General features: G+C 63.3%; 12 protein-coding genes. 5 read left to right on the top strand and 7 right to left on the bottom strand.

Annotated features, from left to right (window positions below; translation table 11 throughout):
* Nucleotides 1–106 precede the first annotated feature (106 nt).
* Nucleotides 107–1,318 carry a peptide ABC transporter permease gene (locus LJD17_RS03425; protein WP_227382727.1) on the top strand — a complete coding sequence of 404 codons (1,212 nt, stop codon included), beginning with the start codon at nt 107–109 and terminating at the stop codon, nt 1,316–1,318.
* Between the two features lie 89 nt (nt 1,319–1,407).
* Nucleotides 1,408–2,577, top strand: coding sequence for a M20 aminoacylase family protein (locus LJD17_RS03420; RefSeq protein ID WP_227382726.1), 1,170 nt, complete (start codon nt 1,408–1,410; stop codon nt 2,575–2,577).
* A 76-nt stretch (nt 2,578–2,653) separates the two neighbouring features.
* Here the strand turns inward: LJD17_RS03420 and LJD17_RS03415 are convergent, their stop codons facing one another.
* The 4 genes from LJD17_RS03415 to LJD17_RS03400 form a co-directional block, all read right to left on the bottom strand.
* Entirely contained in the window at nt 2,654–4,345 is a 1,692-nt protein-coding gene (locus LJD17_RS03415) for an L-lactate permease (protein ID WP_227382725.1), read from the bottom strand.
* Nucleotides 4,346–4,591: 246 nt separating this feature from the next.
* The gene (locus tag LJD17_RS03410) at nt 4,592–5,311 is read right to left on the bottom strand and encodes a DUF4198 domain-containing protein (protein WP_227382724.1); all 720 of its coding nucleotides are present in this window, start codon (nt 5,309–5,311) and stop codon (nt 4,592–4,594) included.
* Nucleotides 5,312–5,514: 203 nt separating this feature from the next.
* Nucleotides 5,515–6,627, bottom strand: a complete 1,113-nt coding sequence (ribA, locus tag LJD17_RS03405) for a GTP cyclohydrolase II RibA (protein ID WP_227382915.1) — start codon at nt 6,625–6,627, stop codon at nt 5,515–5,517.
* A 164-nt stretch (nt 6,628–6,791) separates the two neighbouring features.
* A complete protein-coding gene (locus LJD17_RS03400; protein ID WP_227382723.1) occupies nt 6,792–7,760 on the bottom strand; it encodes a DMT family transporter in 969 nt (322 codons plus the stop codon).
* A gap of 297 nt (nt 7,761–8,057) precedes the next feature.
* Here LJD17_RS03400 and LJD17_RS03395 point away from each other — a divergent pair, with 297 nt between their 5' ends.
* The gene (locus tag LJD17_RS03395; RefSeq protein ID WP_227382722.1) at nt 8,058–8,324 is read left to right on the top strand and encodes a hypothetical protein; all 267 of its coding nucleotides are present in this window, start codon (nt 8,058–8,060) and stop codon (nt 8,322–8,324) included.
* A 51-nt stretch (nt 8,325–8,375) separates the two neighbouring features.
* Here the strand turns inward: LJD17_RS03395 and LJD17_RS03390 are convergent, their stop codons facing one another.
* Genes LJD17_RS03390 through LJD17_RS03380 form a run of 3 tightly spaced genes read right to left on the bottom strand, consistent with a single transcriptional unit; the run spans nt 8,376 to nt 10,929 of the window.
* Nucleotides 8,376–8,576 carry a hypothetical protein gene (locus LJD17_RS03390; protein WP_227382721.1) on the bottom strand — a complete coding sequence of 67 codons (201 nt, stop codon included), beginning with the start codon at nt 8,574–8,576 and terminating at the stop codon, nt 8,376–8,378.
* A 55-nt stretch (nt 8,577–8,631) separates the two neighbouring features.
* Complete coding sequence (locus LJD17_RS03385) at nt 8,632–10,410, bottom strand: SLC13 family permease (protein ID WP_227382720.1); 1,779 nt, start codon at nt 10,408–10,410, stop codon at nt 8,632–8,634.
* A 60-nt stretch (nt 10,411–10,470) separates the two neighbouring features.
* Nucleotides 10,471–10,929, bottom strand: coding sequence for a CAP domain-containing protein (locus tag LJD17_RS03380; protein ID WP_227382719.1), 459 nt, complete (start codon nt 10,927–10,929; stop codon nt 10,471–10,473).
* Between the two features lie 116 nt (nt 10,930–11,045).
* Between LJD17_RS03380 and LJD17_RS03375 the strand changes: the two genes are divergently transcribed.
* Together LJD17_RS03375 and recQ are read left to right on the top strand one after the other, a co-directional pair.
* The gene (locus LJD17_RS03375; RefSeq protein WP_227382718.1) at nt 11,046–12,341 is read left to right on the top strand and encodes a TIGR03862 family flavoprotein; all 1,296 of its coding nucleotides are present in this window, start codon (nt 11,046–11,048) and stop codon (nt 12,339–12,341) included.
* On the top strand, nt 12,338–14,140 hold the full coding sequence (recQ, locus tag LJD17_RS03370) for a DNA helicase RecQ (protein ID WP_227382717.1): 1,803 nt from the start codon (nt 12,338–12,340) through the stop codon (nt 14,138–14,140). Before LJD17_RS03375 ends, recQ begins: the two co-directional genes overlap by 4 nt.
* Nucleotides 14,141–14,212 lie beyond the last annotated feature (72 nt).

Below are 14,212 nucleotides of genomic sequence, written 5' to 3'. Positions count from 1 at the left end.
CAACACGAAAGCTTGGGAGGGTGTTGCACCGAACCTACAGCTTTCGGCCGTGTCGTCGATTAGGCTCGTCTTCGACCCGTCTCAACCCACGATTGTCGACGCTGACATGGCCCGTTCGCCTGCCCTTGCGGCCGATCCCTCCACAGACGCCGCCGCTGTTCTGCGCCGCCTCGGCTTCGCGCTTCTTCTGTTCGCGATTCCCATGGCGGCTCTTCTGACACGGCGCGCAGTCGTGGTGCTGGCTCCTCTGGCCGTTGCCCTGCTCGTCCTGGCGGCCTTCATCGATGGCGGCAGCCGAAATCCGCGGGACAAGCTCCTGGCTGTCCTGTGGTCGCCCGGAGGGCTCTCGGGCATCCTTTTGCTGCTTTGGATCGCCCTTTCGCTGATTTGGACCCCTTTCGTCGACGAAGCGTCCGAGCGGCTGCTCAACATCGCGAGCATGTCCCTCCTGGGCCTGGCGGGCTATCTGGCGCTGCCGGACCGCATGCGCTCGGCCAATCTCTATATCCTCCCCGTCGGCGTCGGGCTGACGGCGCTCCTGGGCATGCTGATCGCCTATGAGGGCGACCTCGGGTTCGATCCGGACGGACAGAGCCTAGAGCGCGGCATGATCGTGCTGGCCCTGCTGGTGTGGCCGGCGATCAGCTGGCTTCATTCCCGGGGCCGTAACCTCGAGGCCTTCCTGGTCGCGATTCTGGTCGCCCTCGGCGCTCTCATGGCGGAACAGACATTGGCGCTCCAAGGTCTGGCTGTCGGGGCGATCGCCTTTGCGGTCACCGCCATCGCGCCGCGGGCTGGAGCCCGGCTCATGGCGGGAATCATGGCGGGCTTGCTCCTGTTCGCGCCCCTCTTGCCTTTTGTCCTCAAGCCTATCGTGGCGGCGCTGACCGGGTTGGACTCGCCTCTCCTGGCGAGCCTCGATGTCTGGCGGCACGTGGTCACCACCGAACCCCTGCGGCTGATTACGGGACACGGGTTGGAAACGGCCCTTCGCGGCCGGTTCTTCAACCTCCTGTCGGTTGATGCGCCTTACACGATTCTTTTCGAGATCTGGTACGAGCTTGGTCTTGTCGGCGCGATCGCAGGCGCGGTGCTGGTTTACTCCACCGTGATGAAATCAAGGGAACAAAGGCCGGTTCTCGAACCTGGCATCATGGCGGCCTTTGCGACAGCCTATGCGTTCGGCTGCTTCGGCATCGGCACAGCCCAGATATGGTGGTTCACCGCGCTTGTGGTGGTCGTGCTGATCTTCGTGGCCATCGAGCGCGGGCAGTTCCGGACCACGCGCCCCAAGGCAACCCTCCATCGCACCCGCTGACAAAAAGCCCTTTGGCCGCTCGAAACGATTGACGGACAAGGGCCTCCTCTGCTTCGCTTGGTTCTTGCTCAATGCCGCAAGGATCATCCATGCCGATCATCAACCGTGTCGCCGATCTCGCCGATGAAATCGCCACTTGGCGCAAGGACTTCCACGAGAATCCGGAGCTTCTCTTCGACGTGCATCGCACCGCCGGGATCGTCGCCGACAAGCTGAAGGCTTTCGGCTGCGACGAGGTCGTGACGGGAATCGGCCAGACCGGTGTGGTGGGTGTGATCAAGGGCCGCACCAACGGATCCGGCAAGGTGATCGGCCTGCGGGCCGACATGGACGCTCTTCCCATCGAAGAAGCCACGAACCTGCCCTACAAGTCCAAGACGCCCGGCAAGATGCATGCCTGCGGTCATGACGGCCACACGGCGATGCTGCTCGGCGCCGCAAAATACCTCGCCGAGACACGGAATTTCGACGGAACCGCCATCATGATCTTCCAGCCTGCCGAAGAAGGCGGCGGGGGCGGCGATGCCATGGTGAAGGACGGCCTCATGGAGCGGTTCGGCGTCCAGGAGGTCTACGGCATGCACAACATGCCGGGACTTCCCGTGGGCCAGTTTGCGATCAGGCCAGGCCCGATCATGGCCGCGGCCGATCGTTTCAGCATTACAATCGAAGGCAAGGGAGCCCACGCGGCGCGTCCGCACGACGGCATCGATACCATTCTGGTCGCAAGCCACGTGGTGACGGCTCTGCAATCGATCGCTTCGCGCAATGTCGATCCCCTGGAATCCGTGGTGGTGTCCGTTTGCGCCATCAAGGCCGGCGAGACCTTCAACGTGATTCCCCAAACGGCGGAATTGCTGGGCACCGTGCGGACCCTCTCGCCGGCCGTCCAGGATCTTGCGGAAGAGCGCATTCGCGCCATCGTGGACAGCGTCTGCGCCGCCTTCGGCGCCAAAGCGACAATGACCTATTGGCGCGGATATCCGGTGACGATCAACGACACGGAGAAAACGTCCTTCATCGTCGACGTCGCCAAGCAGGTGGCCGGCGAGGGCTCCGTTGACGCCACGGTCCAGCCGATGATGGGCTCGGAAGACTTCTCCTTCATGCTGAACCAGCGCCCCGGCGCCTATATCTTCGTCGGCAACGGCGATACGGCCGGTCTGCATCACCCGGCATACAACTTCGACGATGAAGCTGCGCCCTATGGCGTGTCACTCTGGGCGAAAATCGTCGAAACGGGCATGCCCGCGCGCTGAAGCCACCACTCTCGAGAAATAGCATCGCCGCCGATGGACCCATCGGCGGCGACGTCGTGTCCGGTCTGCGTCACGTTCAGTGAACGACCATGGCGGTAAACGGATAGACGTAGGCCTGCAGCATCACCAGCACGCCGACGAGAGACGCCAGGGCGATCGAGTGCCAGAACACGAAGCGCAGGATGGTGCCCTCGTGGCCGAACCAGTTCGTGGCCGTCGATGCCACCACGATGGACTGGGCATCGATCATCTTGCCCATGACGCCACCGCTGGAGTTCGAGGCGCACATGAGAATTTCGGAAAGGCCCAGCTGCCCGGCAGTGATTTTCTGCAGATTGCCGAAGAGCACATTCGAGGCCGTGTCCGACCCCGTGAGCGCCACACCGAGCCAGCCGAGGAGCGCCGCGAAGAACGGATAGAACCAGCCGGTCTGGGCAAAAGCCAGCCCCAGGGTTGCATCGACGCCCGAATAGCGGGTGAGGGTGCCGAGGGCGAGCATCGCCGCAATCGTGATCAGCGAATAGCGGACCACCCACAGGGTTTCGCCATAGGCCTGGATCAGGCGGAGAGGCGAATACTTCATCACGAAGCCGGAGATGAGAGCCGCCAAAAAGATGCCGGTTCCGGTCATGGTGAGGATGTTGAAGGGATAGATCGCAGCCTCGGGTGTCGCCTTCGGCACCACAGGCGGCACTTTCTGCACCAAGTTGTGCAAGCCCTCGAAGGTCAATTTGGGGAAATAGAGCGGATTGACGAGGTCCTTGAAAGTCTGCGTTCCCCAGACGAAGACGACGGCGCACAGAATGATCCATGGCAGCCAGGCCTTGAAGACGTCGCTGGAAGGATGGCGCGGGACGCCCGTGAGCTCTGCCGTCGCACCGGCGCCGAGGGACGCCGGGCGGCTTGCCAAGGTCGCTTCCGTTTCGCCGCTGCGCAGAGCCGGACTCGTCCAGATTTCCGCCGGCTGCCAGATTCTCAGAAAACCGAACAGACATGCCATCGAGACGAGGGACGCAACCACGTCCACCAGCCACGGCCCGTGGAAGTTGGACACGAGAAACTGCGGCACGGCGAACGAAACGCCGCAGACCAGAATTGCAGGCCAGATCTGTCGCATGCCGCGAAAGCCCGCGAAGGTCCAAATGAGCCAGAACGGCACGATGAGCGAGAAGAACGGCAATTGCCGGCCCGCCATGGCTCCGAGTGCGATCGGATCGAGGCCGGTGACGGCGCCGAGCGTCACGATCGGCGTTCCAAGGGCCCCATAAGCAACCGGAGCCGTGTTGGCGATCAAGGACAGGCCGGATGCGGCCAGGGGCGAGAAGCCGAGGCCGATCAGGATGGCGCCGGTCACCGCGACCGGGGTGCCGAAGCCGGCGGCGCCTTCAAAGAACGCCCCGAACGCGAATGCCACCAGAAGAAGCTGCAGGCGCCGATCCGCCGTAATGCCGGCGATGGAATCCTGGAGGATCTTGAACGAGCCGTTTTCGACGGTCAGGCGATAAAGAAAAATGACGTTCAGAATGATCCAGCCGATCGGAAAAAGACCCGTGAGGGCTCCGAGCCCCGCCGCTTCGAGCGCCATGCCGCTTGGCATGCCGAAGCCCACGACCGCGATCAGCAGGGTCACGATAAGGGCAATGATCGCGGCGAAATGCGCCTGCATTTTCGCAAAGGCGATAAGTCCCAGCAGACAGACGACCGGTAAGGCGGCGACGAGAGTCGAGAGTACGGCGCTCCCGAACGGATTATAGACCTGGCTCCACATGAGCGTTTCCCCTGAACCTGTCGGCCAATGCCGGCATATGGTTGAGGCGGTCAGGCCACAGCGGTCATTCCGCCCGTAACAAGGTTAGGGCAGCGGACATACGCGACAATATGGACTTAAGGCGCACGCCCGCAACGGATTGCGGGCGCCGCAGCAACGGTTCAGAGCGTTCGACCCCGGGGCCGGCCAAGCGGGGCGGACGCCCATGGGCTGCCCTCCCCCGCAGGCACTTACCCTACGTCACGCTCAATCCTCGGCGTGGGGGAGCATGAACGACAGGGTCGCGAAATAGCTGATCTGATCCGCATCGGGGTTATCGGGCGTCTTGAGCGTGTTTCCCACTCCGATGACGTTGAGACCGTCGTTCCTGACCGTGAGGATGACCTTTCCGCTCTCGTCCGTCTTGTCGCTCTTTCCATGCCCGTCATTGACGTAATCGGCGTTGAGGGAAACGCCCGGCAAAGGCTTTCCCCGGGACAGGACCTGCACCGGAAGGTCGTCACCGATCTTGAGCGTCATGGGATCAACCAGAGGGACGATCTCCAGATCCAGGCCCACAGGCTTCAAAGAGCTGCCTGCCGACAGAATCGTCTTGTTGATCTTGATGGAGTGGCTGGCCGATGCGGCTCCCGGGACCTCCCGCTTCGGTCGATTGACGGACTTCCCATCGGGTCCCTTGGTCCATACGCCGTTATCGAACACCACCGTCAGGGCTGCGGCATTCTCGGGCGGCCGGACAAGAGCGTTCTTCGATTGCCGGGTAATCGTTCCATCCGACGGCTCTCCGGACTTCCCGTAGGCGACCACCGCTTTGACCTTGTGCGGATCATACGCCTCGTCGCTCGCCCCGTGGCCGTAGACGATGGCGAGGTCACCGAGGCGTTCGGCAACCCAGATCCCGTGAGCCTGAGCGCTTAGCGCGGTGGTGCCCAGAACAATACCCGCGAGGGCGATGGAACGAAACATGCGGCAATCCTCCTGAATGAGAATCACCGTATAGTATACTATACTGTGCACCGCAAAGCTTTTCCTCTAAGGGGAAAGGGCCGTGAAAAGGCAATGATCGAGGCCCCGGCCGCCGCTTCATGAAAGCAAACGGGCCGGCTCCGGAGACGCTGATGGGTATTCTGGACGCGGCAGGGGGGCCTGTCCGCAGCAACCGAGGGGCGTCAATCCTTTGCGGATGCCGCCAGCAGACCCTCGATATCGATATAATGCCCTGCGCGGTCGCGTTTCGACGCGAGATAGCTGACATTTTCCGCCGTGGGGCGTCCGAGCACGCGATGATCGGAGGCGACGTCGAGGCCGGCCGCCTTCAGGGCCTCGATCTTTTCCGGGTTGTTCGTCATGAGGCGGACCGACGAGACGCCAAGCTTCTGCAGCATGACGGCCGCGAAGTCGAAGTGGCGCTGGTCGGCGGAAAAGCCCAGGACCTCATCCGCATCGTAGGTATCGTAGCCTTGGGCCTGCAGCTTGTAGGCACGGATCTTGTTGGCAATTCCGTTTCCTCGGCCCTCCTGGTCGAGGTAGAGAAGAATGCCGCCGTCATTTTGGGCCATGAAGCGGACGGTTTCCCGCAGCTGATCTCCGCAATCGCATTTGAGGCTTCCGAACAGGTCGCCGGTCAGGCACGCGGAATGCAGGCGCACCGTCACGGGTTTTGCCACATCGGGAGAGCCGACGATGATGGCCACCTGATCGCGCATCCCCTCGCCTCCGCGGAACACGACGAATTCGCTCGACGGTGCTCCTTCGAGAGGCACGGGGGCCCGGCTGACGATCTTGAGGTCGAGGGTCTTCGCGCGCCGGTAGCTGCGGATCGCCGGGCCGGAGACCCGGATCAGCGATGGATCCACCTCGATTCCCGCGGCCAACGGAATGACGATCACGGCCGGGAGAACCAACGACAGACGGGCCAGCTCAAGGGCCTCTTCGTCAATCGGACCGGCCGCCCTGACGGGAGCATCGATACGACCGTCGATCTTGAGTGCCAGAGCCTCGATACGTTCCCGATCAACAGCCGGCAGCGCAATGATGCCGGCCGTGTCCCGCTCCAGCCCGAGACGACGCAGACGCGCCGGCGGAAGAACCAGGTGGGCATGCCCTCCCGCCAGTGCTTCGATCTGCTCGGCCATCACCTCATCGAGATCCTCGATTCCGAGAACCAGCGCGCTGCCGGAAGTCCCATCAATGATGACGGGCCGCGCGCTGCGAAATTCCATGATGGCACGTTCCACGGCCGTGATGGCGGGATCGTCCGATAGGCTTAAGACAAGACGCATCATTGGTTGAACTCAGGCGGGCCGGCCGCCTTGGCTAAGGCTCCCACGGAATCAAGTCTAGGGTCAGCTTCCGCGCCCTGGCCAAGCTTTTAAAGGTCAAGGGAACCTTAACACACCCCTTTTGAACTCACTAATGCCGCAGATGGGATGTCAGCCATGCAGGTTCAACGGCCTGGTTCGCTCCTCTGAACCGGAGCCTCCGCCGGAAGAAAGCGGCGCTTGAGCGCTGTGACGAGCCTGCCGTCGATGAGAATGAGGCCGATTCCGATCAGCCCCATGCCGGTTATCTGCCGAAGCTCCAGCCTTTCTCCAAGGATCAGGACGCCGAACAGGATGGCGCTGATAGGAATAAGAAAGGTCACGAGGCCGACATTCGTGGCGCCCGCCCGGGCAAGCAGGCGAAAGAACAGGATATAGGCAAAGGCCGTGGAGATGAGCGCGAGGCTCCCGATAGCCAGGATGGCAGGAAGGCTCGGCAGCGAGAGAGTCCACGGCCGGTCGACGAGCAGAGCCATCGGCAGCAGAAGGACGCTGGACGCCGTGACCTGGCCGGTCGCGATGACGAGCGGCTGAATTCCCATGGCTTTGAAGCGCCGCCCGAAGACCCCCGCGAAGCCATAGGACAGCGCGGCTCCGAGGACCGCGAGTTGCGCCCAGACGTCCGCATTGCCGAGGGACAAAGCCGATGCGCCGATCATGACGGCAACACCGAGAAATCCGACGACGATTCCCGACAGGCGCTGCGGGGTGAGGCGCTCGTCGGTCGTCAAATAATGCGCGACGATGACGGTGAAGAGCGGGGTGGTGGCGTTCAGGATCGAGGCCAGCCCGCTGGCGATGTGACGTTGTCCCCAGACGATGAGCGTGAACGGAATGGCGTTGTTGAGAATTCCCATGACGAAGAAGGCCGCCCAAATCCGCCACCCCCTGGGAACCGCTATTCCCATGACGGCCAAGACAAGCCTCAGGGCTACGGCGGCCAGGATGACGCGCAGCGCCACGATCGTCAGGGGAGGAAGCTCCTTGACCGCGACGCCGATGAAAAGGAATGACCCTCCCCAGATGATCGAGAGAGCAATGAGCAGCAACCAATCGGACGCCGCCATGGTTTTGTGAATAGAGCCCTGCGCCATCTTTTCCCCCTGTCGAGAGGGTGATGGCATGATGCGCACCAAGCCTCGACCCGTTTTCTGCTGTTGAGAAGCGACAGCCGGCAATCCAAGTACATCACCGGCATCAAGGCAACGTGCCTGGTCGCGACGGTCCCGTTAATTCTATGATAACAATAGGGAAATTTCGCAAGCGCCGGTCCGCCGTCCAGGCGGAAAGGTTTGATTTACGACGAATTTCGGTTTCGGTCGGACTTTACTCCCCGTTCATTCCTCGCAGGCAGGGTTGGGCATGACCTGCTCCCCGAACGTCGTGACCCCATGAACTCGGATCTGTCTCCTGACCATCATTTCTCGAACGCGGGCGTCCCTCGGAGGTACCGGCCCGCTCTCGGGGGCACGGGCTCGCATCGCACGACGCTTGGCCCTGCCCGTCATCACAGCTTCATTCTCGGACGCTCCGATGCAAGGCTCAGATCCCTGCTCAACCAGGAAGAGCGCGATCGCCTGCACTGCTGGTCGCTGATCGTGGCGCTCGTATCCTCAGCCACAGGCCTTACGCTGCTTCTGACCGCAGCTTTTCAATGAAGGTTCGATAAAACAGCCCAGAAAAAAGCGACGTCCGAGCTGTTTGCCCGGTTAAGCGACGGGGCCAGGATTTGGCGGGCTTCCCGGGTTGGGAACACCCGGCTCCGCCGGAGGAAGATCCGGGTCCGTTGCGGGAATTTCCGTCGGCTCTCCGCCCGGCACCTCGGTCGGGGTATGGCCCGGGAGCACCGGATCGGGAGACGGAACCGTCGGTTGGGGCTGAGGGTCGTAGGGACCGGGTCCTCTGGTCATGACGCGCACTCCTTGATCATCTGCAACGCTAACGGACGGCTCTCCCGTCCGTTCCTCACCGCAGAGGCCAGAACAGCATGATCAGCGGAACGCCGATCACCACGACGATGACCGAAAGCGGCAGGCCGAGACGCCAGTAATCACCGAAGCGATAGCCTCCCGGTCCCATCACCAGCGTGTTGCACTGATGGCCGATCGGGGTGAGGAAATCACAGGCCGCCCCGATGGAGACCGCCATGAGAAACGCATCGGGCCTGAACCCGAGCTGGGTCGCGAAGCTCGCGGCGATCGGCGCCATGACGAGAACCGTCGCCGCGTTGTTCAGGAAGGGTGTCACCGCCATGGCAGCGACCATGATGAGAACGAGCGCACCTGTCGGAGGAAGCATGTGCGCCACGGACGACAGCCACGTGGCGATCAGGTCCGTTCCGCCCGTCGTGCGGATCGCCTCGCTGACCGGAATAAGGGCGCCGAGCATCACGATGATCGGCCACTCGATGGTCTCATAAGCCTCGCGCAGGGTGATGGATCCGAAGAGAACCAGCAGGACCCCGGCACCGAAGAAGGCGATTGCGACAGGCAGCACGTTAAAGGCCACGAGCACCATGGCTCCCGCCAGAATAGCGATGGGCAGGAGGCTGCGGCGGGCACTGCCGAGGCGGATTTCCCGTTCTGCGAGAGGAAGGCAACCAAGGTTTTTCAAGGTGTCCGGCAATTTCTTGAGATTGCCCTGGAGAACGATGACGTCGCCCGGCCGCAAAGTCACGGCGCGGAGCCGCTCCTTGATCCGCATGCCGCTGCGGCTGACCGCGAGAAGATTGACCTGGAATTTCTCATAAAGCGCGATGCGCTCGGCGGAAACGCCGGTCAACACGGAATTCGGTCCGACGATCGCCTCGATCACGCCGATCTCGTCGGTCACCTCGTCGGTTTCGGGAGGACGGTGCTCACGGCTGAGCTTCAGGCCCGCCCGAGCGACGACGCTTTCCAGAGCATCCGATTCGCCTTCCAGGATCAGCACATCGTTTTCCCGAATCGAGGCATCGGGCAGCGGGGTTGGGCTGCGCGTCTCATCGCGGATGATGGCCGCGACCTTGACCTGGCCATGCGCCATCTGCCGCAGTTCGGCCACCGTCCGTCCGGCAACGTCGGATTCCGGCAGAACCTTGGCCTCGGTCACGTAATCCGTGATGTTGAGGGCCTCGTCGAGGGAAGCGGCTCCCTTGCGGCCCTTTGGAAGAAGCCGGTATCCGAAGGCCAGAAAGATCACCCCTGCAATCGCGATTCCCGCTCCGACCGGCGTGAAGTCGAACATCCGGAAGGGCTCGCCGAGCAGTTCCCCCCTGACCCTTGAGACGATGATGTTCGGTGACGTGCCCACGAGGGTGACGATCCCGCCCAGAAGAGAGCCGAAGGCCATCGGCATCAGGAAGCTGGAAGGAGGCGTGTTCGTGCGCCGCGCGATCTGGAACGCGACGGGAATCATCATCGCAAGAGCGCCGATATTCTTCACGAACGCGGAAAGCACCGTCACGACGCCGACAAGCACCACCACCTGGATCTGCGTCGTGCGCAAATAGGGAGCGACACGGTTCAGTCCGGCCTCAAGCACGCCGGATTTCGCCACGGCGGCGCTGACCAGGAGCGCGCTCGCAACGATGATGACGATATCGTCGCTGAAGCCCGTAAAGGCCTTGTCGGCCGGGACGATGCCGACGAGCACGGCGACCAGGAGAGAACTGGCCGCCACCACGTCATAGCGGAAGCGGCCCCAGACGAAGAGAGCCATCATCCCGGCGACGATGGCAAAGGCGAGTATCTGCGGATATGTCATGAAGAACGCACGGTAAGGACACGGCCTTAACGCGCGACATCCGCCTTTGTGCCGTTCGCCTTACTGGCTCAGGACGAGGGCCCAGTAGCGCCCGTAGCGGCTGGTTGAGTCAGCCCGCGCCAATCCGATGTACCGGGCCTGCGGCATCAGCAGATTCACATTATGGCCTGCGGAGGCCTGCCAGCGCTTGATCGCCCCTTCCACGGAGGACGAGCCTGCCGACAGATTCTCGGCGGAATAGCCGCGGACCCCGAACTCGTTCATCCGGCCCGCGAAATTGCCGTGGCTCAGGCTGCCGGCCGCCGCCACGGCCCGCGCCTGATGCTCCGCCGCCTCGTTCAACCGTGGATCGACCGCAACGGGGCTCAAACCCTTGGAAACACGGTAAGCCGAGATGAGCGATGCCGCAGCGGCGGCATCCTTCGTGGAGCTCGAGAGCACGTCGCTCGTGCGTGGCAGCTCGGTCGCGCAGCCGGCAAGCGTCAGCGCCGTCAAAATGCAAAGGAAAAACGCCCGCATGGAATCCCCTGGCGGCGTTCGACGCCGCTCCCCTTGAAAAATCCAGTTCTACCGGTCATGTGGAGCACGACCGGACCGACGGCTCTGCATGCCATGTCCTCGGTCGAGGGTCCAGAATGCCTTCCGCGTCAGCTCACCGCATACCTCCGCATCCCTCCGCTCCGCGCGTCGCCGTGATCGGCGGCGGCCCTGCGGGACTCATCGCGGCTGAAACGCTTGGACGGGCCGGGATTGCGGTTACCGTATACGATCATATGCCCTCGGTCGGGCGCAAGCTGCTCATGGCCGGGCGAGGCGGCCTCAATCTGACCCACAGCGAGGATTTCGCGCCCTTCATCGGTCGCTATGCGGCCGCCGAACCTCCCTTACGGCCGTTGATCGAGGCCTTTTCACCCCAGGATCTTCGCGCCTGGAGCCAGGACCTGGGCCAGGACACCTTCGTCGGCTCGAGCGGGCGGGTTTTCCCCAAGGCTTTCAAGGCCTCACCCCTCCTGAGAGCCTGGCTGAGGCGCCTTGAGGGGCTTGGCGTGCGCTTTGCCCTGCGCCATCGCTGGACCGGGTGGGACGCGGATGGGCTGCTCCGTTTTTCGGGCCCGGGGGGAGCATCCATCACCGACAGCCCCGACGCGACGCTTCTGGCCCTCGGCGGAGCCAGCTGGCCCCGGCTCGGATCGGATGGCGGCTGGGTCTCGCTCCTGGCCGGGCGCGGCGTCGAGGTAAATCCTCTCCGCCCCTCCAACATGGGGTTTCTCGTTGGATGGTCGGACACGATCCGCAGCCGGTTCGAAGGCGAGCCGCTGAAGCGGATTGCGTTGAGTTTCGAGACGTTTCATGTGCGGGGCGAGGCCATCGTCACGGCCAACGGCATCGAGGGCGGGGCCCTCTATGCCCTGTCGGCTCCCCTGCGCGAGGCTATCGCCCGTGACGGCCGCGCCGTCTTGCGAATCGACCTGCGGCCCGACCTTACGGTCGAAAGCCTTGTGAACCGCCTCAAGAGCCCTCGAAAAAGCCAATCCCTTTCCACCTTCCTGCGAAAGGCGGCGGGGCTTTCGCCCCTCGGGATCGCTCTCTTAAGGGAAGGACCGGCCGCGCTTCCAACGGATCCGGACGGTCTGGCGTCCCTCGTCAAATCGGTTCCCCTTACGCTGACGGGAACCCAGCCGCTCGATCGAGCCATATCGACGGCCGGGGGCGTCGCATTCTCGCAGGTCGATGAGCACCTCATGCTCCGCGGACTCCCGGGGGTCTTTCTGGCCGGGGAGATGCTGGATTGGGAAGCGCCGACCGGCGGCTACCTGCTCCAGGCGACCTTTGCCACCGGGATCGGGGCGGCCCGAGGCATCCTGCGCTATCTGCGGATTCCCGATGCCGCATTGACCGAATCCAGACCTTCGGCCACACCGCATCCGTGATCGACCCGCAACAGATTCTCCATGACGTCTTCGGATTCCCGTCCTTCCGCGAAGGACAGGAGGAGATCGTGCGCGCCGTGCTGGCGGGCGAGGACGTCTTGGCCGTCATGCCGACCGGGGCGGGCAAGTCCCTGTGTTACCAGCTTCCGACCCTGGCGCGCGAAGGTCTGACCTTGGTGGTCTCGCCCCTGATCGCCCTCATGCGCGACCAGGTGGCGGCCCTGCGCCATTTCGGCATCGAGGCCGGAAGCCTGAACTCGGCCAACGATGCGGAAGAAAACCGCCGCGTGACGGACGCCATCCGGGACGGGCGCATGCGCCTGCTTTATGCCTCGCCCGAGCGCCTCGCCAACACGGCCGCGACCGAATGGCTGGCACGTGCCGGGGTCAATCTTCTGGCGATCGACGAAGCCCATTGCGTCTCGCAATGGGGGCACGATTTCAGGCCGGAATATGCGATGCTCGGCGAGGTGCGTCGCCGCCTCGGCGGTGTCCAGACAATCGCCCTGACCGCGACGGCCGATGTCGCGACGCGCGGCGATATCATGGATCGCCTGTTCGAGGCGGAGCCGCGGCTGTTCATCCATGGTTTCGATCGGCCCAACCTACGCCTTGCCATGCAGGCGAAAGAGAACACCAAGCGCCAGCTTTTCACCTTTCTCGACAAGCATCGCCACGAGAGCGGGATCGTCTATTGCTCGTCGCGGGATGCAACGGAACGCCTGGCCGATTCCCTCTCCCAGGCAGGCTACCGCGCCCTCCCCTACCATGCGGGCATGGCGCAGGGGGAGCGCGCCAAGAACCAGGACATCTTCCTTCAGGAGGATGGGATCGTCATGGTGGCGACGGTGGCCTTCGGTATGGGGATCGACAAACCGGATGTGCGCTTCGTCGCGCATGCGGCCCTACCGAAATCCATCGAGGCCTATTACCAGGAAATCGGCCGCGCCGGCCGCGACGGGGCGGCCGCCGACACCCTCACGCTCTACGGTCTCGACGACATGCGTCTGCGCCGCCTCCAGATCGAGGAGAGCGAATCGTCCGACGAGCAGAAGCGGGTTGAACGCCAGCGTCTCAATGCGCTCGTGGCCCTGTGCGAGGCGCCGCATTGCCGCCGTCAGACGCTGCTCGCCTATTTCGGCGAAAGCACGGAGCCTTGCGGCAACTGCGACCTTTGTATCGACGGCGTGATGTCGTTCGACGGTACGGTCGAGGCGCAGAAGCTGCTTTCCGCCATTGTGCGAACCGGTGAGCGTTTCGGCACGGAGCATCTGATCAACATCCTGGTCGGCGAAGAAACCGATGCGGTTCGTCGCTTCGGCCACGGGCAACTCAAGACCTTCGGGGTCGGAGCGGATCGCTCCAAGACCGAGTGGCGCTCCCTGTTGCGCCAGATCTACGCGGCAGGGCTTGTGAGCCTGGAGCTTGCGGAATACGGCCGCTGGACGCTCACCGACAAAGGGATCGCGGTGCTCAAGGGTCAGGAGCGAATCGAGCTGCGCTCGGACGTTCTCATGAAGCCGGCCGACCGCCGCCGCCGCCGCTCGCGCATGGAAGCGGAATCCGTGGTGCCCTCGGACGATCCGCTGCTTCTCGAACTCAAGGCGCTGCGCACCCGCCTTGCGAAGGAAGAAGGCGTTCCCGCCTACGTGATCTTCTCGGATCGCAGCCTCATTGACATGGTGGCCAAGAAGCCGCGTTCAGCCCGCACATTCGGGGAAGTCCATGGGGTGGGTCAGGCCAAGCTCGATCGCTACGCCGATGCATTTCTTGAAGTGCTCATGGCGCATGTAGGTTAGAACACACGCCCGTCATTCCGGGACGGCCCAAAGGGCCGGGCCCGGAACCCATAAACACTGACGATCCAAGAG

The organism is Microvirga rosea (assembly GCF_020595095.1).
Lineage (GTDB): Bacteria > Pseudomonadota > Alphaproteobacteria > Rhizobiales > Beijerinckiaceae > Microvirga > Microvirga rosea.
Note: the sequence above shows the minus strand (reverse complement) of the source record. Positions and strands in the feature narration are given on the sequence as shown.